Origin of the sequence: Planotetraspora sp. GP83 (genome assembly GCF_041262585.1) — a bacterium.
Classification (GTDB): domain Bacteria; phylum Actinomycetota; class Actinomycetes; order Streptosporangiales; family Streptosporangiaceae; genus JAOEGB01.
The window spans coordinates 156,456-174,770 of the sequence record NZ_JBGCBZ010000010.1; the positions used below are offsets into that span (position 1 = coordinate 156,456).

The window sequence follows — 18,315 nt, forward strand, 5'->3', positions numbered from 1 at the left end:
GCTCGCAGGCGACGGAGGAGCCGCCCGCCGAGGGGCTCGCTCAGGAGGGCTCGATGAGTCGCAGGTAGATGTTTTCGAGCGTGGGCCGGGTGACCGTGAGCTCGGGCACCTCGCCGTCATAGCGCCGGGTCAGCTCCAGCACGGTCTTCGTCGGGGTGTCGGTCTCGACCGAGCCCTCGGACCAGCTCACGCGGGCCTTGGCGGTAGCCCGGCCGCCGAGCGTCGCGGGGTCGCCCTCGGCCACGATCCTGCCGCGTGCGATGACGGCCACGCGGTCGGCGAGGGTCTCCGCTTCCTCCAGGTAGTGGGTGGTCAGCACGATCGTGGTGCCGTCGTGGGCCAGCCCCTCGATCAGCTCCCAGAAGTTCCGCCGCGCCTCGGGGTCGAAGCCGGTCGTGGGCTCGTCCAGGAACAGCAGCTCGGGGCGGCCGATCACGCCGAGCGCGACGTCCACGCGCCGCCGCTGCCCGCCGGAGAGCTGGCGGATCCGCTTGTTCGCGCTCTCGGTGAGCCCCACCTGGGCGATGACCTCGTCCGGGTCCTTGGGGTCGGGGTAGTAGGCCGCGAAGTGCCGCACGGTCTCGCGGACGCTCAGCTCGGGCGCGTCCTCCATCGTCTGCGCCACGATGCCGACTCGGGACCTCCACTCCCTGGTCGGCCGGCCCGGGTCGATGCCGAGAACGCTGACCTCACCGGCGTCCCGCTTCCGGTAGCCCTCGAGTATCTCCACGGTGGTCGACTTGCCGGCCCCGTTGGGGCCGAGGATGGCGAAGACCTCGCCCCGCTTGATGTCAAGGTCGAGGCCCGCGACCGCTTCGACGTCGCCGTACCGCTTCGTCAGCCCGCGCACCTGAATGGCGTGTGTCATGCCTCCAGGGTGATCGTTGTACGGCTTTCGCGACACCCCCGAGCGGTTGACCACCGGTGTCCTCCGATCGGAGGACACGATCTCTCCAGACCGGATCTAGAAGAGCGTCGGGTTCTCGGGCTCGATGCCCCGCAGCGTGTCGTAGTCGAGGGTGACGCACTGGATGCCCCGGTCGGTGGCCAGCACGCGCGCCTGGGGCTTGATCTCCTGCGCGGCGAAGATCCCCTTGACCGGGGCGAGGCGCGGATCCCGGTTGAGCAGCTCCAGGTAGCGGGTGAGCTGCTCGACCCCGTCGATGTCGCCGCGGCGCTTGATCTCGACGGCCACCGTGCCCCCGAGGTGGTCGCGGCAGAGGATGTCCACCGGGCCGATCGCCGTCATGTACTCCCGGCGGACCAGCGACCAGCCGTCACCCAGCGTCGTGATGTGCTCGGCGAGCAGCTCCTGGAGGTGGGCCTCGACGCCGTCCTTCCGGAGACCGGGATCGACGCCCAGCTCGTGGCTGGAGTCGTGCAGGATCTCCTCGATGGTGAGGACCAGCTTCTCGCCGGTCTTCCCATGGATGACCGACCAGCTCAGCACGCCGTCGATGGTCTCCTCGCGGACCTTGCACGGAGGGTTCATCCAGTTGAGCGGCTTGAACGCCCGGTCGTCGGCGTGGATGGACACCGAGCCGTCCGCCTTCATCAGGATGAGCCGGGGCGCCATCGGGAGATGTGCCGTCAGCCTTCCCACGTAATCCACGCTGCACCGCGCGATGACCAGCCGCATGGGCGCCAACCCTACCGGGGGTTGTGGGAGCCGGGAGACGCTCTGGGACACTGTCTCCCATGGCACGGACGTTTGAGACGGTGGGAGTCGTCGGGCTCGGCACGATGGGCGCCGGTATCGCGGAGGTCTTCGCCCGCGCCGGCCTGAGCGTGATCGGCGTGGAGGCGGACGAGGCGGCGCTGGCCCGAGGGCGCGACCATCTGGAGGGCTCCACCGGCAGGGCGGTCGCGAGGGGCAAGCTCACCACCGAGCGGCAGCAGGAGATCCTCGGCCGGATCACCCTCACCACCTCCCGCGAGGACTTGGCCGACGCCGATCTGGTGATCGAGGCGATCCCCGAGGTCATGGAGTTCAAGCGGGGGTTGTTCGCCGACCTCGACCGCATCTGCAAGCCGTCCGCCGTGCTCGCCACCAACACCTCCTCGCTGTCGGTCACCGCCATCGCGGCCACCACGTCGCGCCCCGCGCAGGTGATCGGCATGCACTTCTTCAACCCCGCGCCGATCATGAAGTTGGTCGAGGTCATCCACACGGTCGTCACCGAGGACGGCCTGGCCGCCGACATCGCGGATCTCGCCCGGCGGCTCGGCAAGACTCCGGTCACGGTCGGCGACCGGGCCGGGTTCGTGGTCAACCGGCTGCTGCTCAGCTACCTCAACCACGCGTGCGGCCTGGTGGAGTCGCGGCTCTCCACCCGTGACGACATCGACGCCGCGATGAAGCTGGGCGTCCGCTTCCCGATGGGACCGTTCACCCTGCTCGACCTGATCGGGCTGGACACGTCCTACGAGGTGTGCGAGGTGCTGTTCCGGGAGAGCCGCGACCGCCGCCACGCGCCCGCGCCCGTCCTGCGTGAGCTGGTCACGGCGGGCCTGCTCGGCCGCAAGACCGGCCGCGGCTTCTACCCCTACGCCGAGGGCACGGCTCCCACGCACGAGACCGCGGCGAGGTCCGCCGTGTCGATGGTCGGAATCGTCGGAGACGGGCAGGACGCCGCCGCCCTCCTCGCGCGGTTCGACGCCGCCGGCTTCAAGGCCGTGGTCGCGGAGACCTCGGATCTGACCCCGGTCGCCGGCGCCGACGTCGTCATCGCCCTGTCGGACACCCCCGTCGTCGAGCTCGCCGTACGGCTCCCGCATCCGGAGCGGCTCGTGGGCCTGCACCTGGTGGGCGACGGGGTGGCCGAGATCGCATCGACCGTGCTCACCTCGGACGAGGCGGCGGCGGCCGCGTACGACCTGATGAAGGTGATCGGGCGCGCGCCGGTCAGATGCCGGGACCGGGCGGGCCTCGTCGTCAACGCGCTGCTGTACCCCTATCTGAACGACGCGGTCCGCATGCTGGAGTCGGGCTACTCGACCGTCGAGGACATCGACAACGCGATGAGGCTGGGCTGCGGCTACCCGGCCGGGCCGTTCGAGATGCTCGACGCCATCGGGCTGGAGAAGGTGCGGGACGGCCTGCGCGCGCTGTACGCGGAGTATCGGGAGCCGTCGTTCGCTCCCGCGCCGCTGCTCGACCAGCTCGTGACGGCCGGAGTGCCGAGTATCCGGGAGCACGCGGGCTGACCGTTTCGGCCTGTGCCAGACCCGAGCTTGACCCGGCCTGGAAGAATGGCGGCAGATCCTCCGTTCTGCCTCATATGAACCCCCGGAAGGACCGCTGACGTGAGCCCCCGCCGCGCGCGCCGCCTCGGGCCGTACGAGCGTCCCGACGGTCGCGGTGCCGTACAGCCGGTCGGCGGTTCGGTGTCCGGGGTGGACCGGGTGGAGAGCTCGGCCGACGGCGACTGGGTGGTCCGGAACGTGTCCGGCGCGGCGCTGGCCAAGACCTACCGGTGTCCGGGGTGCGACCAGGAGATCCGGCCGGGCCTGCCGCACATCGTGAGCTGGCCCGCGTGGCCCGGCGGCGAGGAGGAGCGGCGCCACTGGCACACCGCGTGCTGGCGGAACCGGGTCAACCGGGGGCCGGGACGCAGCCGCTACTGAAGGCCGCTCACCCCGCCTGCATGATCACCCTCACCGAACGCGCTGGTCGGGGTAGGGGAGACGGAAGGCATGCATGATCACGACCGGGGCACTGCCTGGTCGGGGATACTGTGTGGGAACTTGTGCATGATCACGGGGGAATGAGGCGGAGGTGGGGATGGAGATCAGGGCGTCCACGGTGTTGCCGGCCCGCCGGGAGAACATCGAGCTGGTCACGGCCGACGAGCTGACCCTGGTGGGGGAGCTGGCGCTGCCCGAGACCAGGCCGCCGGCGGCCACGCTCATCTGCCTGCATCCCCTGCCCACGCACGGCGGCATGATGGACAGCCACGTGCTGCGAAAGGCGTCCTACCGGCTGCCCGCCCTCGCCGATCTCGCCGTGCTGCGCTTCAACACCCGTGGGACGACCTCCGAGCGCGGCACCTCGCAGGGGGCGTTCGAAGAGGGGAACGGCGAGCGGTACGACGTGGCCGCCGCTCTGGAGTACGCCGAGTTCCACGACCTGCCCCACCCGTGGCTGCTCGGCTGGTCCTTCGGCACCGAGCTCGCCCTGAAATGGGGGCGCGACCCGCTGGTCGAGGGCGCGATCCTGCTCTCGCCCCCGCTGCGCCGCGCCACGGACGACGACCTGGACGCCTGGGCCGAGTTCGGCCGGCCGCTGGTCGCCCTCGTCCCGGAGTTCGACGACTACCTGCGGCCGGAGGAGGCCGTCCGGCGGTTCGCCCGGGTGCCCCAGGCCGAGGTCGTCGGCGTCGAGGGGGCCAAGCACCTGTGGGTCGGCGAGCCGTACGTGCGGATCGTCCTCGATGAGATCGTCAAGGGCGTGAACCCCACCGCCGCCCCCCTGCCGACCGAGGTCTGACTCCCGGGCAATCGGCTTGAGACAGCCGAAGAGGCGCCGTCGCGGCCGGCGCCCCAGCCGTCCCGCTTCTGTCGTCGCGAATCGGTGACGAAGGATGGCAAGCGGCCGACCGCGCGTTACCGTGACCTGATGCAGCTCTACTCGCGATCGGCCGGGAGCGGCACGCCCGTCGTCCTGCTCCACGCCTTCCCCTTCTCGTCCGCGATGTGGCTGGCCCAGCGTGAGGGCCTGGCGTCCGCCTGCAAGGTCATCACTCCGGATCTGCGCGGTTTCGGCGGCTCGCGGCTGGGCGTCGACGAGCCCTCCGTCGACGCGATGGCCGACGACGTGGCGGCGCTGCTCGACGAGGAGGGCATCGACCGGGCCGTGGTCGGAGGGCAGTCGATGGGCGGCTACGTCACGATGGCGCTGTGCCGCCGTCACCCCGACCGGCTTCTGGGCGTGATCCTCGCGGACACCAAGGCCGCCGCCGACACGGAGGCGGCCAAGGCCAACCGGGAGCGGATCGCCGCGGCCGTGCTCGACGCCGGAACCGGCATCCTGCTGGAGGAGTCACTTCCGATGCTCGTCGGAAAGACGACCAAGCAGCGTAGAGGGATGGTGCTCGGACGGGTCCGCGGCCTGATCCAGGCGGCTCCGCCGTCTGCGGTGGCCTGGGCGCAGCGCGCGATGGCCGCGCGGCCCGACTCCTTCGACACGCTGCGGAGCCTCGGTGTGCCCGCGCTGGTCGTCGTGGGCGACGAGGACGAGCTGACGCCCCCGTCCGACGCGGAGGCGATGGCCGAGGCCATTCCGGAGGCGAGGCTGGCCGTCATCGAAAAGGCCGGCCACCTGTCCGCCATCGAGCAGCCCGAGCCCTTCAACCGCGTCATCGCGGAGTTCGTCCAGTCCCTCCACCCACCATGCGCGTGATCATGCGGAGATTCCCGCCTGTGCCGTACGGCCCGCGGAAACGTGTCGCGTGATCATGCCCGCACTGTCCGGCCTGGCACGCGGGCCGGTGCCGCTGCGCAAGAACGGCGCCGGGGACGGGCGCCACGGAACGGGCGCCACGGGAAGGGCGGCAGGGGAAGGGCGGCAGGGGAAGGGCGCACGTGGAAACGAGCAAGGGCCCGGCGGAGCGAATCCGCCGGGCCCTGCTGCGATAGCCGTCGCAGAACTCCCCGAAAGCGTCAGCCCTTGTGACTACTCCTGCCACCACTCCGCATCGTCGTCGCTCTTCGCGGCGGGCTCGGTGGGCTTGGGCGAGGCCACCGGCTTCTCGCTCAGAGAAGGCGCGGCCGACAGGGCCGGCTTGGAGGGGGCCGCCGCGACCGGGGCCGGCTCCGGGTCCATGCCCGGCAGCGCCGCGCCGCCGAGCAGCTGGCGCAGCTGGGCGAGGTGACTGGTGATGCTGTCGCGCTGACGCGTGAGCTCGTCGACCTGACGCTGCATCGCGGTGCGGGTCCGCTCCGCCTCGCTCTTCGCGTCACTCACTATCGAATCGGCGCTGGCCTTCGCCTCGGCCACGAGCTGGTCGGCGTTCTTGCGCGCGTTGGCGAGAAGCTGCTTCGCGTGGGTGTCGGCCTCGCGGCGGGTCTGCTCCGCCTGCTGGGTGGCCTTGGTGGCCCGCTGCTCCGCGGTGGCGGCGCGCTGCTCGGCCTCGGCGACCAGCTTCTGGGTGTTGGCCTGCGCGGTGGCGTGGCGCTCGGCCTCCTGGCGCTCGGCGTCCTCGCGGCGGGCGGCGAGCTGGATCTCGAACTCGGCCTCGTCCTGCGCCCGCTTGGCCTCGGACTCCTCCAGGACCCGCTGCGCCTGGGCGCGCATCTCGTCCGCCTGACGCTTGGCGGTGGTCAGCACCTCGTCGCGCTCGCGCTTAGTGGACGCCCGGAGCTGGGCCACCTCGCGCTCGGTCGTGGTGCGCAGCTTGGCGATCTCGCGCTCGGCGTCCGCGCGCTTCTCCGCGACCTCGTGGTCGGCCGTGGCGCGGAGCTTGGCGACCTCGCGCTCGGTCGTGGAGGTCAGCTCGTCCGACTCCCGCTTGGCGGTGGACCGGATCTCCTCGGCGTCGCGCTCGGCGGTGCTCCGCATGTCCTCGGCCTCACGGGCGGCGAGGGCACGCTTCTCGGCGGCCTCGTTCTCCGCGGCGGCGCGCAGGTCGGCGGCGTCCACCTTGGCCGCGGCCTTGATCTCGTTGGCCTCCGACCTCGCAGCCTGCACGAGCTCCGTGGCCTGCTCTTCCGCCAGGCGCAGCAGCTGCTCGATGCGGGCGCCGAGACCGGAGTAGGTCGGACGCTCCTGCTCCTGCAACTGCCGCTGCGAGTCGGACAGGTCACGCTGGAGAGCGGAAACCTGTTCCTTGGCCTGACGCAGCTCGGTGTCGAGCGTCTTCAAGTGGTCGTGGACCTGGTGCCGGTCATAGCCGCGGAGCACCACGTCGAATTCCCGAGAAGGGGCGTCTTCAAAGAAATTGTTGAGCTGGGCGTCGATGTCGGACTGCATGAGGCTCGATCCTGGTTGTCGAGACGGCTACACGGGCCGGACGGGGGGGTTCGGACATCCGAGGCGAGGAGCCCATAGGGATCCACGTCCGGTGGTACGCCAGCGTACTCCGGTACTGCCGCGTTGGAGGCCCCCTCCGACTTTCTGCGCGACTTGTTACGTATGAGCCTTTCTTGCGTTAGGTCAGCGCCTTGATGTCTACCTTGATGTCTGCCTGGATGTCTCGACAAGCTCCGTGAGAACTCCTCCCACGTCCTTTGGATGCAGAAACGCGATCGAGGCACCCATTGACCCATGCCTGGGTCGCTGATCGATCAAGCGGACCCCCTTCGCGCCGATGTCCTCGAGCGCCTTGGTCACGTCGGCCACTCCGTAACCGATGTGATGCACACCCTCGCCGCGCTTGGCGAGGAACTTCCCCACGGCGGTGTCGGGGTGCAGCGGCTCCAGGAGCTGGACGTAGGACGCGCCCCGGTCGCCGTCCGCCACGTGCAGCATGGCCTCGCGCACTCCCTGCTCCTCGTTGACCTCCCGGCTCACCACCGTGAGGCCGAACACGGACTCGTAGAACTCGATCTTCTCTGCCAGATTGTGGCAGGCGATGCCCACGTGGTCGATCCTGAGCAGCATCGTTGCCCTCCTTTCGCCAAGGGGACGGCCGTGATGGTCGCCCGCATACTGATGGGTCACATACTGATGGGTATGGTGACACCGTCGCCCTGATCCCATGATGGAGGCCCCCGTAATGTCTGGATCCGTCATCGTCGCCGGAGCCCGTACGCCCATCGGGCGGCTTCTGGGTTCGCTCGCCGATCTGGCCGCCGTCGAGCTGGGCGGCATCGCGATCCAGGCCGCGCTGTCGCGCGCGGGCGTGGCGCCGGAGCAGGTGCAGTACGTGATCATGGGTCAGGTGCTCCAGGCGGGAGCAGGCCAGATCCCGTCCCGGCAGGCCGCCGTGAAGGCGGGCATACCCATGACCGTCCCGTCGCTCACCATCAACAAGGTCTGCCTCTCGGGCCTCGACGCGATCGCCCTGGCCGACCAGCTCATCAGGGCCGGCGAGTTCGACATCGTGGTCGCGGGCGGCATGGAGTCGATGACCAACGCGCCGCACCTGCTCCCCGGCCTGCGCAAGGGCGTGAAGTACGGCAATGCCGGCATCGTCGACTCGATGGCCTTCGACGGGCTGACCGACGCGTTCGACCAGATCGCGATGGGGGAGTCGACCGAGCGGCACAACGCCCGCCTGGGGCTGACCCGCGAGGAGCAGGACGAGTTCTCCGCCCGGTCGCACCAGCTCGCCGCCCAGGCCACGAAGAACGGCCTGTTCGACGACGAGATCGTCCCGGTGTCGCTGCCGCAGAAGAAGGGAGATCCGATCGTGTTCTCCGCCGATGAGGGAATTCGTGAGGACACGACGGTGGACACCCTCGCGCGGCTCCGGCCCGCCTTCACGAAGGACGGCACGATCACGGCCGGCTCGGCGTCCCAGATCTCCGACGGCGCCGTGGCCGTGGTGGTCATGTCGCGCGCCAAGGCCGAGGAGCTGGGCCTGGAGTGGCTGGCCGAGATCGGCGCGCACGGGAACGTCGCGGGGCCGGACAACTCCCTGCAGTCCCAGCCCGCCAACGCCATCGGCCAGGCGCTCGCCAAGCAGGGCCTCACGGCCGGCGACCTCGACCTGGTCGAGATCAACGAAGCGTTCGCCCAGGTCGTGCTCCAGTCGGTCAAGGAGCTGGGCATCCCGCTCGACAAGGTGAACGTGAACGGCGGCGGCATCGCCCTCGGCCACCCCATCGGCGCCTCCGGAGCCCGCATCGTGCTCACGCTGGCCCACGAGCTGAAGCGCCGGGGCGGTGGACTCGGCGCCGCCGGCCTCTGCGGGGGAGGCGGCCAGGGCGACGCCCTGATCATCCGCGTCCCCGCCCCCCATTGATGTGGTGATCATCCGCGTGGGATGTGGTGATCATGCGCAGGTTCCGTGAAATGCCGCGCGACCAGGCCCACCCCGAGGCGTGATCATGCAGCGATTCCCGATCACCCCCGCCCACCAGGGTGATCGTCGTACGTGATCATGCATTAGTGAGAGTGACCCCGCAGGCTGGAGGTGAAGATGGACGTCCGGGAGCTCGTCTATGAGGCGCGACGAGGACGGCCGCGCGCGGTGGCCCGGCTGATCTCGCTCGTCGAGAACGCCATCTCGTCTCCCGGCTCGGCCAAGGCCCTCCGCGAGGTCATGGCGGAACTCGCGACCGGGACGCGGAAGCCGTACACCGCGAAGGTCATCGGCCTCACGGGCTCACCCGGTGTGGGGAAGTCGACGGCCACGGGCATGCTCATCAAGGCCTTCCGCCGTCGCGGCAGCCGGGTGGGCGTGCTCGCCGTGGACCCGTCCAGCCCCTTCACCGGAGGGGCGCTGCTCGGTGACCGCGTCCGGATGCAGGAACACGCCACCGATCCCGGCGTCTTCATCCGCAGCATGGCCAGCCGCGGTCACCTCGGAGGGCTGGCCTGGGCGACGCCTCAGGCGCTCCGCGTGCTCGACGCGGCCGGGTGCGACGTGATCCTCATCGAGACGGTGGGGGTCGGCCAGGCCGAGGTGGACGTCGCCCGCCTGGCCGACGCCACGATCGTGCTGCTGGCCCCGGGGATGGGCGACGGCATTCAGGCCGCCAAGGCCGGCATCCTGGAGGTCGCCGACGTTTTCGTGGTCAACAAGGCCGACCGTGACGGCGTTCAGGCGACCGTACGCGAGCTGCGGAACATGGTCTCCCTGATCGACGCGCCGTGGCGGCCCCCCATCGTCACCACGATCGCCTCCAAGGGCGAGGGCGCCGACGAGTTGCTGGCCGCGCTCGACAAGCACGCGGCCTACCTGGAGGAGTCCGGCGAGTCCCGCCGCCGCAGGCTCGCCCGCGCGAGGGACGAGATCGAGGCCGTCGCGCTCGCCCAGCTCAGATCCCGGTTCGCCGATCTCCACGGCGATCGGCTCGACGCGCTCGCCGAGCGGCTGCTCGCCGCGGACACCGATCCCTACACCGCCGCCGACGACCTCATCGCCGCCCTGGGCTGATCGCTTCCAGACGCGTACGGCTCTCGCCAACCGGCGGCCGACGGGTCAGGGCTCGTCGGCGTATTTGATGACGACGGTGGTGAAGCCGAGGGATTTCAGCATGCCCTCCAGCATCACCTTCGTGTTCTGGTCGGCACGGTTACGGAGGTCGCTGCCGACCGCCGCGTCGGCGATCTTCTTCTCGGCCAGCAGATAGAGCTCCTGCTGGTTCTGTGGTGAGGACGACAGGAAATCCGACACCCGGTCGAAGAGCCCCCGCTGCTGCGCGAATACATACGACCGCTTGTTGTCCAGGTTCGGCTTCTCCAACTGGGCGTGCGGCAGCCGTACGGTCACGGTTTTGCGATCGGGGGAGACGGTGATCGCGTCCTTGGGGAGCGTGGAGAAGTCGACGTAGGCGTCCACGTTGCCGGCGCCCACGAACAGCGTCCGGGTGCCCTTGATGGCGTCGGGCAGGAAGTTGGCGTCCTTCTCCAGGTCCACCACGACCTGGAAGTTGCCGGTCGCCGCCTCGAACCTACTCAGGTTCTGCATCGACTGCAGCAGCACCGGGCCGCTGCGGTCGATGGTCTGCTCCCCGAGCGGGTTCAGCCAGAACCAGGTCAGTCTCGCGCCCACCACGAGGAGGAGGACGACGAAGAGGAAGCCGGCGAGCCAGCGCCAGCCTCGTCGGGAACGCCGCGTAGCGGGCTCGGTGGGGGCCGGCGCGCGGGGGGGTCGGGTCTGGCGGTCCACGGGAAGACATCTTCCCCCGATTCCCCCGAACTCACCTCGGGCCCGCGAAGCGATCTCCGTCCGTACGGCTGTGCCGCCGGAGTCCGCTGCCGCCGGGGTGGCGGAAACCGCCGGGGCGGCCATCGGCCGACTCGATCTGGTTCCGGAGACCGGGAGCGCGCGAGGAGTCCTGTGCCGCCGTGGGGTCCGAGGCCGGTGCCGGCGGACCATTAGGGTCCGGCGGTAATTCGGTTCTCGGGGAGGGACCCGCGCCGGGACCCGTTCCGCCCGGCACCCCGCCCGGACCCGATCCACCAGAGCCAGGCCCACCAGAGCCCGATCCACCAGAGCCATGCCCGGAGCCCGATCCGGAGCCTGAGCCGGACCCTGAGCCGGATGCAGCGCCCGAGCCGGCTCCGCCGGATCCAGACGCACCCGACCCCGATCCCGTGCCCGACCCAGCAGAACCTGTCCCGGCACCCGGGCACGACTCTCTGGGACCCGACCCGGCGCCCGGGCCGTACTTTGCGCCCGGCCCGGATGGCCCGTGCGGACCGAATCCCGCGCCCGGATCCGATGCGGCGCCTGAACGGAACTCCGGACCAGGGCCGGACTTCGCGCGCGAACCGTCTCCCGCGCGCCGGCCGAATCCCGCCCCGTGGCCGAAGCCCGAGTGGGGGCCCGATCCGGCGCCGGGCCGGCGGAACCGGCCAGGACCCGATGCGGCGTCTGGCCTGAACGCAGCGGCTGGGCCGAATCCTGGCCTGGCGGCCAGGCCTGAGCCGGCAGCGGCACCCGGGCACGGATCCGGACCCCCACCCGGACCTCCGCCCGGCACCTGGCCCGGCACCGGGCCGGGCGCCTGCCCGAGACCCGTGCCCTGTCCTGTGCCCTGGCCGGCACCTGGCCCGGCACCCTGCCCGACGCCCTGGCCCGGGATGCCGCCGGACATACCCGGCGAAGGCGCCGTGATCGGCGTGGCCGGGTAGGCCGGGCTCGGGTCCACGGGGTAGATCGGCGCGTACGCCGGGGCCGAATTCACGGGGTAGCCCGTCATGTTCGGATCGATGGGCCTGGCCCCGCCGCCGAAGTGCCTGCTCTGCAGCCGGCAGGAGACGAAGTCGGAATAGAACATCCGCAGCCAGTCGCGCCGCTGGTTCTCGGAGAGTTCGGAGAACCACACGGCGGCGTACTGGTGCTCGGGCAGCGACCCGCCGGGCAGCGGCTGGCTCCGCAGCCAGGCGACGACGATGGCACGGTAACCGGCCGAGATCGTCCCGGGACACGGCTTGGCCAGCCGGTTGAGGAACTCGGCCGCCGCGCGCTCGGCGTACCCCACTCCGAGGTCGTCGACGTGGATGAACACGACGCCCGGATCGGCGGGGGCGTCGTCCCCCCGCGCGTGCTGCTCGACCCGCTTGAACGCCGCCGGGGTGCCCGCCAGCCTGGCGGCGATGATCGTGAAGGTCCCGGCCAGCTCGGTCAGGCCGGCGCGCATCGCCGGATGGACGCACACGCTGATCGGCCACTCCTGGCAGCTGTAGACGAGACGCTCGCTGGCGGCCAGCGTCTGCGGCTCCATCACCAGCCGGGCGCCGCCCGTGCCCGCGGCGAGCACGGCGATCACAGCGGCGGCGAGCGCCAGAATCCGCCTGGTCACGAGCGCCACCCAGCCGAGCAGCAGCGCGGTGCTGAGGCCCAGGAGCCACAGCGTCTGGTCACTGAACGCCGCCGCGCTCAGCCCTTCGAACACGTCGTACGGCTCACGCGTCGCGGGGGCGAGCCGGTCGGCCCACGGGCAGCCGTTGGCCAGCCCGGTGAACAACCCGTAGGTGCCGATCCCGGCGAGGACCGGCGTGACCAGCAGAGGCACGAGCCAGCCGACGATCCAGCCCACCACCACGTACAGCGCGAGCGAGGCGACGCACATCGCGAGACCACTCGGCAGCAGGTGGCCCGGTTGCTCGCCCAGCGCCGCCCGCAGGCAGAGCACCAGGACCGTCGCCCCGAACGAGCCGGAGACCACGACGAGTATGGCGAGCGGGGCCTTCACGGCCCGCCACGGGGTGAGGGCGCGGCCGTTGTTGGCGCGGCGACTGCGCACCGCCACCCACGCGGCGAACGCCGCCGCCACCGGGCCCGTCAGCCGCAGTGAGCCGATGACGGCCACCACGATGTCGTCCCAGTCCATGAAGCCGGGTATGAGGACGCTCCACGCGGTGACGAGGCCGAGCGCCAGCAACACGGTCACCGTGACGACCGCGCCGTGTCTCAGCTCCTCGCGTGAAACGCCTCTGTGGTTACCCACAGGCCGGCGCGGCCCCCGGCCACGCCAGCGTCGATATCCGGCGCGTGTTACGCACCGGGACAGGCATGCTGCCCATCTATCAAGCACCCCCCGTGCCTGTGTGAGCGGGGCGTGGAACCGCGCCGTTCCCCTTGGCGCTGGTCCGCCGGCCGACCTCACCACGTCTGCCGCCACGTCGTGTCCGACGTCCTAGCAGACGTGACTCCCCGTGCCCCCGGGTTTGCCGCCGCCTCACCGTTTGACGTGGCAACCATAACGGAGGGTGACCCTGGGGGAGGGAGTTCTGGGGTCAAGGAATGAATTCGGTTACGCTACGTGCCCGAAGCGATCAGGAATGGGGCCGCGATACCGTATATCGCTGTGTCCGTCCCGCCCAGCTCAGGCCCATCGTCCGCCGGTGGTCCGAAGCCTTTGAACCTGTCCTTCGACCCCATACAGCAGGCCGCGGAAACGTGGCGTGCCAAGTTCGGGCCGTCCTCCGCCATGGCCGCGGTCACGTCGATCATGAGAGCCCACCAGATCCTGCTTGCGCAACTGGACACGCTGCTCAAGCCGTACGATTTGACCTTCGCGCGCTACGAAGCTCTGGTGCTGCTCACGTTCAGCCGGACAGGGGCGCTGTCGCTGTCCAAGATCGGCGAGCGGCTCATGGTCCACCCGACGAGCGTGACGAACACCATCGACCGCCTGGAGCGGGCCGAGCTGGTCCGCCGGATGCGCAACCCCAAGGACGGCCGCGGCGTGCTCGCCGAGATCACTCCTCAGGGCCAGGACGTCGTACGGCGGGCCACCGACGATCTCATGCGGGCCGGCTTCGGCATGGGCATGTACGGCGAGGCCGACCTGGCCGAGATGTTCGACCTCCTCAAGACCCTCCGGGTCGCCGCCGGGGATTTCACCGCCTGACCGCCCTCATGAGGCGCGCTTGAGGAGGGTGAAGGAACCGTAGATCAGGGAGAGCAGCTCGCCGGCGGCGGGGCCCTCCTCCAGCATGGCGCGCGGGTTGGCGGCCGTCGCGGTGACCACGTAGGTCCTGCCCTGGGCCGTGCGGGCGAGGAACCCCATCGCGACGAGGCCGGGCTCCGAGCCGCCCTTGTACCAAACGGTCGGCCATTCCTCGCGGTCGAGGTTCAGCCCGGCGTCGTTGACGGACATCACCGCGTCGAGCGGCTTGCTCCGCAGCGCGGCCAGCCCGGCGTAGGCCTGGCAGACGTCCTTCGGCGAGGCGAACCACTCCAGGCGGTTGATGTCCCGGGGCTTGTCCCACGGCGCCACCTTCGACAGGGGCGTCTTCGCCACGGTGTTCTTGAGGTAGTCGCGTCGCCCCTCGCGGCTGAGGGACAGGTATGTCCGGGCGAGGCGGGGATAGTCGGCCCCCTTGAGGAGGAACAGCTCCCGCGTGGTGAGGAACGGAGTGTTGAGTCTGGTCCGGCCGGACCACTTGCGGACCTCGGCCTCGACCCTGGAGCGGCCGACCTTGGCGATGAGCAGGTCGGCGGCGGTGTTGTCGCTGATCGAGATCATGAGCTCGGCCGCCTCGCGCAGTGGCACCGTGCTGTTGTCCGGCCGGTCCTGCAGCTCGCCGCTCGGCAGGCTCTTCAGCTTCGGCCTGATCGTCAGAGGGGTGTCCCAGGAGAGGCGGCCGGCGCGGATCCGCTCGGCCACGGCGCCCAGCACGTACAGCTTGAACATCGAGCCCATCGGCTGCGGGGCGTCGGGCGCGACGGTGTGAACCGGTCGGCATTCGCCGTTCGCGATGATCTCAGCCGCCAGGAAGCCCACCTGGGGGGCGGCCGCGCGCAGGCGCTTGTCGAGCTCCTCCCAGCTGGTGGGTGCGTTCGGAGGCGGCTCCGCGGCGGCGAACACGAGTTGGCCGATCTTGCCGTCGTCGTTCACCGAGATCGAGAGCTTCACGTCCTTCCCACTGGCCGTCACCAAGGCTATGAGGGCGGTGGGCTGGACGTAGATCAGGTTCTTCAGCCGCAGGGCGCTGAGACCCTGGATGGCCTTGTTGAACTCGGCGGGAGGGAACTGTGCGAGGAAGCCGGCGCTCAGATGGGCCGTCAGCTCGTCCTCCGGGATCGGCGGAGTGGCCGCGGCACTCAGGAACCACCGCAACTGCCGGCCGACGGGCGTGTCGGGGATGGCCACCTCCCCGGGCGGCGTGGCCGTGCTCGTGGGCCCGGGAGTGGCCGTGACCGTGCTTGTGGCCATGCTTGGGGTCGGGGTTGTGGCGCCGTTCAGGGGCGTGGCGGTCGTCGGCCGCGCGGCAGCCGTACAGGCCGTGAGAGCGACGGCCGAGGCGACGAACGAGGCCGTCAAAGTACGCGCCGGTCTCGATGAAATGTACGAAGGGACGGACACGGAGGGCTCCTTGACGTGATGAGGGACGGATACTCGGACGCTTGCCCCGGCGGCTGCGATTGGACGGGCCGTGTGCCACATGGCTCGCCTGGGGAGACACCCGGCACTGCCGGGAACGCGGAGATGTCACTTACCGTACGAAGAGGCCTTTCAGGCCGGTACCCGGCAGGCCTCCGCTTTCGCCACTGCGGCCGACCGCACCGAATATGAGGACAACCTCATAGACGGCGGTCATCGTCCCCGGTCACGATGCCCTCCTTGAAGCCCTTGAAGCCCTTGAAGCCCTTGAAGCCCTTGAAGCCCTTGAAGCCCTTGAAGCCCAGGAGTCCGGTGAAGTCATGACGTTACGGTGCGGGTCATGAAAGCGAGCAGGGGGACGAGGACGGTCGCGGCGGGAATGGCCGCCGTCGCGGCCACGGGCGTCGTCGCCGGGGCTCTGCTGGAGACCGGCCTGCCCGTTCCCGCCTCGCAGTGGCTCTTCATCGTGGTGGCTCTGATCTTGCCCGCCCTCGGCTGGCTCATCGCGGCCCGGCGGCCGGACAACGCGTACGGATGGCTGCTGCTGGCCGCCGCCGACTGCATGGGGCTCGGCGGTCTCGGCATCGGGTCGCTGATCCGGCTCGGCCCCGGCCACCCCGCCCTCGCCGTGCCCGCCACCCTGCTGGCTTCACTGTTCGGCGTCTTCTACGGCCTGTCCTGGGTCTTCATCCCGCTGCTGTTCCCCGACGGGCGGCTGCCCTCGCGGCGCTGGCGGCCGGTGGCCTGGGTCAGTGCCGTGGCCACCGGCGCGCACACGCTGGGCTCGCTGTTCGTGCCGGGCAAGCTCCAGGAGGCCATGCGGATCGCTAATCCGCTGGGCGTTTCCGGGCCGCCCGGCATGCTGGCGGGGCTCATCGCGACGGTGGGCCAGCTGGTGCTCCTGATCGTGGCCTTCGCCGTCCTGGTCAACCTGGTCTCGCGCCTGCGGCGGAGCCGTCCTCCTGAGCGAGGCCGGCTCGGCTGGATGGTGGCGGGCGTGACGGCCAACCTCGCGGGTTTCGTGACGATCGCGATCTACAACTTCGCGCATGCGCCGGGAGCCGCGGTGGCCTTCGGCGTCATCGGCGTGGTGGGCGCGTTGCCCGCCGCGATCGGGGCGGCCGTGGCGCGGCACAACCTGCTCGACATCAAGATCGGGATCCGCGGGTCGCGGCTGTATCTGGTCTTCGACCTCCGGCCGACGGTCGATGAGCTGCTGTCGGGCCTCGGACCGGCGCTGGAGGAGGCCGAGCCCGCCGAGCAGTTGAACCGCTTGGCGCAAGCCGTACGGGTAGGAGTGGACGTCCGGTGGGCGGCGGTCGAGCTGGCGGACGGCACCCGGGTGGTGGCGGGGCAGGAGGACGGAGAGCCGGTGCTGACCGTCCCGGCCGGACTCGGCAGCATCGCCTGCGGGCCCAAGGTCGCCGGCCGCCTGACGCGTGAGGACCGGCGGCTGCTCGGGGCTCTGGCCGTGCCGGTCGGGCTGGCCGTACAGAGCGTCGCCCTCGCCGCGCGGCTCATCAACGCGCAGGAGGCGGAGCGGCGGCGCATCGAACGCAACATCCACGACGGGGCGCAGCAGCAGCTCGTCGCCCTGATCGCCGGGCTGGAGGTCGCGCGCGCCACTGGAGGCGGCGCCGATGTCCTCGTGCTCCTCCGCGAGCAGGCCAGACAGGCCCTGACGGATCTGCGGGAGCTCGCGGCGGGCATCCACCCGTCCGTGCTGAGCCAGGGCGGTCTGGTGGAGGCGGTGGAGGAACGGTGCTCGGGTCTCCCCGTACCCATCACGGTGACGGCCGACCCGGGTCTACGCGTCAGGCGCTTCCCCGACGAGATCGAGGGGGCGATGTACTTCACGGTGAGTGAGGCGGTCGCCAATGCGCTGAAGCACGCGTCGGCCTCCAGAATCGAGGTGCGGCTCTCGCTCCGCGAAGGCCGCCTGGAGGCGACGGTGACCGACGACGGCAAGGGGTTCGACACGGGCGCCGTCGCGCGCCGAGGGCTGGCTACGCTGGCCGACCGGATGACGGCTCTTGGCGGGGGTCTGGAGCTGACGAGCGGACAGGGAGAGGGATCGCGGGTGCGAGCGTGGGTGACGACGCATGCCTGAGCCGCCGGGGAGCGGGCCGCCTGCTCCGCGCCGGTTGCGGGCGGTCCTGGCGGACGACCACTACCTCGTCCGTGAGGGCACACGGCAACTGCTGGAGACCTCCGGGGAGATCACGGTCGTGGGAGCGGTCGGCACCGCCGGCGAGTTGGTGGACGCGGTCCGCCGGCTCGGCCCGGACGTGGTCGTCACCGACATCCGCATGCCGGGCGGGGAGTGGCGGTCCGGCTTCGAGGGCATCGACGCGGCCCATTCGATTCGAGCCGGCCATCCCGGCGTCGGCGTCGTCGTGCTCTCCCAGTTCTCGGACTCCCTGTACGCCTTCGAGCTGTTCAAGCACGGCACCGAGGGCTTCGCCTACCTGCTCAAGGACCGGGTCGGCGACCTCGACGAGCTGCTCGGCGCGATCCGGTCGGTGGCCTCGGGCGGCTCCGTGATCGATCCCAAGGTGGTGGAGGGGCTCCTGGCCCGCCGTGCCGTACGGGGAGATCATGAGGCGCTGACGCCACGCGAGCGGGACGTGCTGCGGGAGATGGCCCACGGCAGGTCCAACGGCGGCATCGCGAGGGCGCTGATGCTGTCGGTTTCGGCCGTCGAGAAGAACGTCAACTCGATCTTCCTCAAGCTGGGACTGGAGAACACCCCCGACACCCACCGCCGCGTCGCCGCCGTCCTGGCGTATCTCGGCGCGTCGTAGGAGTCGTAGGACGAGTCCCCCGCGAAAAGCGGACGGCCACCGCGAGAACGCGGTGGCCGTCGCC

The 18,315-nt window shown here is 70.7% G+C and carries 16 protein-coding genes; 9 read left to right on the plus strand and 7 right to left on the minus strand.

Annotation, left to right across the window (positions count from 1 at the left end; translation table 11 throughout):
* Positions 1 to 40: 40 nt before the first annotated feature.
* Together ABH927_RS16420 and nucS are read right to left on the minus strand one after the other, a co-directional pair.
* Positions 41 to 868, minus strand: coding sequence for an ABC transporter ATP-binding protein (locus ABH927_RS16420; RefSeq protein ID WP_370022364.1), 828 nt, complete (start codon positions 866 to 868; stop codon positions 41 to 43).
* A gap of 96 nt (positions 869 to 964) precedes the next feature.
* On the minus strand, positions 965 to 1,639 hold the full coding sequence (gene nucS / locus ABH927_RS16425) for an endonuclease NucS (RefSeq protein ID WP_370022366.1): 675 nt from the start codon (positions 1,637 to 1,639) through the stop codon (positions 965 to 967).
* A gap of 59 nt (positions 1,640 to 1,698) precedes the next feature.
* Between nucS and ABH927_RS16430 the strand changes: the two genes are divergently transcribed.
* From ABH927_RS16430 to ABH927_RS16445, 4 genes are all read left to right on the plus strand, one after another.
* The gene (locus ABH927_RS16430) at positions 1,699 to 3,207 is read left to right on the plus strand and encodes a 3-hydroxyacyl-CoA dehydrogenase family protein (protein WP_370022368.1); all 1,509 of its coding nucleotides are present in this window, start codon (positions 1,699 to 1,701) and stop codon (positions 3,205 to 3,207) included.
* A 99-nt stretch (positions 3,208 to 3,306) separates the two neighbouring features.
* Positions 3,307 to 3,627, plus strand: coding sequence for an ATP/GTP-binding protein (locus tag ABH927_RS16435; protein ID WP_370022370.1), 321 nt, complete (start codon positions 3,307 to 3,309; stop codon positions 3,625 to 3,627).
* 157 nt (positions 3,628 to 3,784) lie between these two features.
* Entirely contained in the window at positions 3,785 to 4,489 is a 705-nt protein-coding gene (locus tag ABH927_RS16440) for an alpha/beta hydrolase (protein ID WP_370022372.1), read from the plus strand.
* A gap of 129 nt (positions 4,490 to 4,618) precedes the next feature.
* Positions 4,619 to 5,401 carry an alpha/beta fold hydrolase gene (locus ABH927_RS16445; RefSeq protein ID WP_370022374.1) on the plus strand — a complete coding sequence of 261 codons (783 nt, stop codon included), beginning with the start codon at positions 4,619 to 4,621 and terminating at the stop codon, positions 5,399 to 5,401.
* A gap of 273 nt (positions 5,402 to 5,674) precedes the next feature.
* Here the strand turns inward: ABH927_RS16445 and ABH927_RS16450 are convergent, their stop codons facing one another.
* The gene (locus ABH927_RS16450; RefSeq protein ID WP_370022376.1) at positions 5,675 to 6,970 is read right to left on the minus strand and encodes a DivIVA domain-containing protein; all 1,296 of its coding nucleotides are present in this window, start codon (positions 6,968 to 6,970) and stop codon (positions 5,675 to 5,677) included.
* Between the two features lie 198 nt (positions 6,971 to 7,168).
* Positions 7,169 to 7,600, minus strand: a complete 432-nt coding sequence (gene mce / locus ABH927_RS16455; protein ID WP_370022377.1) for a methylmalonyl-CoA epimerase — start codon at positions 7,598 to 7,600, stop codon at positions 7,169 to 7,171.
* A 115-nt stretch (positions 7,601 to 7,715) separates the two neighbouring features.
* Here mce and ABH927_RS16460 point away from each other — a divergent pair, with 115 nt between their 5' ends.
* Complete coding sequence (locus ABH927_RS16460; protein WP_370022378.1) at positions 7,716 to 8,906, plus strand: acetyl-CoA C-acetyltransferase; 1,191 nt, start codon at positions 7,716 to 7,718, stop codon at positions 8,904 to 8,906.
* Positions 8,907 to 9,083: 177 nt separating this feature from the next.
* A complete protein-coding gene (gene meaB, locus ABH927_RS16465; protein WP_370022380.1) occupies positions 9,084 to 10,043 on the plus strand; it encodes a methylmalonyl Co-A mutase-associated GTPase MeaB in 960 nt (319 codons plus the stop codon).
* A gap of 45 nt (positions 10,044 to 10,088) precedes the next feature.
* Here the strand turns inward: meaB and ABH927_RS16470 are convergent, their stop codons facing one another.
* Together ABH927_RS16470 and ABH927_RS16475 are read right to left on the minus strand one after the other, a co-directional pair.
* A complete protein-coding gene (locus ABH927_RS16470) occupies positions 10,089 to 10,778 on the minus strand; it encodes a DUF4230 domain-containing protein (protein ID WP_370022382.1) in 690 nt (229 codons plus the stop codon).
* A gap of 31 nt (positions 10,779 to 10,809) precedes the next feature.
* Positions 10,810 to 13,008, minus strand: a complete 2,199-nt coding sequence (locus ABH927_RS16475) for a hypothetical protein (protein WP_370022384.1) — start codon at positions 13,006 to 13,008, stop codon at positions 10,810 to 10,812.
* A gap of 468 nt (positions 13,009 to 13,476) precedes the next feature.
* Here ABH927_RS16475 and ABH927_RS16480 point away from each other — a divergent pair, with 468 nt between their 5' ends.
* Positions 13,477 to 13,971, plus strand: coding sequence for a MarR family winged helix-turn-helix transcriptional regulator (locus ABH927_RS16480; RefSeq protein ID WP_370022386.1), 495 nt, complete (start codon positions 13,477 to 13,479; stop codon positions 13,969 to 13,971).
* Between the two features lie 6 nt (positions 13,972 to 13,977).
* Here the strand turns inward: ABH927_RS16480 and ABH927_RS16485 are convergent, their stop codons facing one another.
* Positions 13,978 to 15,279 (minus strand): serine hydrolase, encoded by a 1,302-nt coding sequence (locus ABH927_RS16485; RefSeq protein ID WP_370022388.1) that lies wholly within the window; start codon positions 15,277 to 15,279, stop codon positions 13,978 to 13,980.
* Positions 15,280 to 15,787: 508 nt separating this feature from the next.
* Here ABH927_RS16485 and ABH927_RS16490 point away from each other — a divergent pair.
* A complete protein-coding gene (locus tag ABH927_RS16490; protein WP_370022390.1) occupies positions 15,788 to 17,557 on the plus strand; it encodes a sensor histidine kinase in 1,770 nt (589 codons plus the stop codon).
* Complete coding sequence (locus ABH927_RS16495; protein WP_370022392.1) at positions 17,550 to 18,251, plus strand: response regulator; 702 nt, start codon at positions 17,550 to 17,552, stop codon at positions 18,249 to 18,251. Before ABH927_RS16490 ends, ABH927_RS16495 begins: the two co-directional genes overlap by 8 nt.
* The last annotated feature ends 64 nt before the right edge of the window (positions 18,252 to 18,315 follow it).

Bases quoted from the DNA above. Each gene is read 5' to 3' on its own strand.
- meaB (WP_370022380.1), top strand. From the start codon at position 9,084: ATGGACGTCCGGGAGCTCGTCTATGAGGCGCGACGAGGACGGCCGCGC.
- ABH927_RS16420 (WP_370022364.1), bottom strand. From the start codon at position 868: ATGACACACGCCATTCAGGTGCGCGGGCTGACGAAGCGGTACGGCGAC.
- ABH927_RS16490 (WP_370022390.1), top strand. From the start codon at position 15,788: ATGAAAGCGAGCAGGGGGACGAGGACGGTCGCGGCGGGAATGGCCGCC.
- ABH927_RS16450 (WP_370022376.1), bottom strand. From the start codon at position 6,970: ATGCAGTCCGACATCGACGCCCAGCTCAACAATTTCTTTGAAGACGCC.
- ABH927_RS16485 (WP_370022388.1), bottom strand. From the start codon at position 15,279: ATGGCCACAAGCACGGTCACGGCCACTCCCGGGCCCACGAGCACGGCC.
- nucS (WP_370022366.1), bottom strand. From the start codon at position 1,639: ATGCGGCTGGTCATCGCGCGGTGCAGCGTGGATTACGTGGGAAGGCTG.
- ABH927_RS16495 (WP_370022392.1), top strand. From the start codon at position 17,550: ATGCCTGAGCCGCCGGGGAGCGGGCCGCCTGCTCCGCGCCGGTTGCGG.
- mce (WP_370022377.1), bottom strand. From the start codon at position 7,600: ATGCTGCTCAGGATCGACCACGTGGGCATCGCCTGCCACAATCTGGCA.
- ABH927_RS16440 (WP_370022372.1), top strand. From the start codon at position 3,785: ATGGAGATCAGGGCGTCCACGGTGTTGCCGGCCCGCCGGGAGAACATC.
- ABH927_RS16460 (WP_370022378.1), top strand. From the start codon at position 7,716: ATGTCTGGATCCGTCATCGTCGCCGGAGCCCGTACGCCCATCGGGCGG.
- ABH927_RS16445 (WP_370022374.1), top strand. From the start codon at position 4,619: ATGCAGCTCTACTCGCGATCGGCCGGGAGCGGCACGCCCGTCGTCCTG.
- ABH927_RS16430 (WP_370022368.1), top strand. From the start codon at position 1,699: ATGGCACGGACGTTTGAGACGGTGGGAGTCGTCGGGCTCGGCACGATG.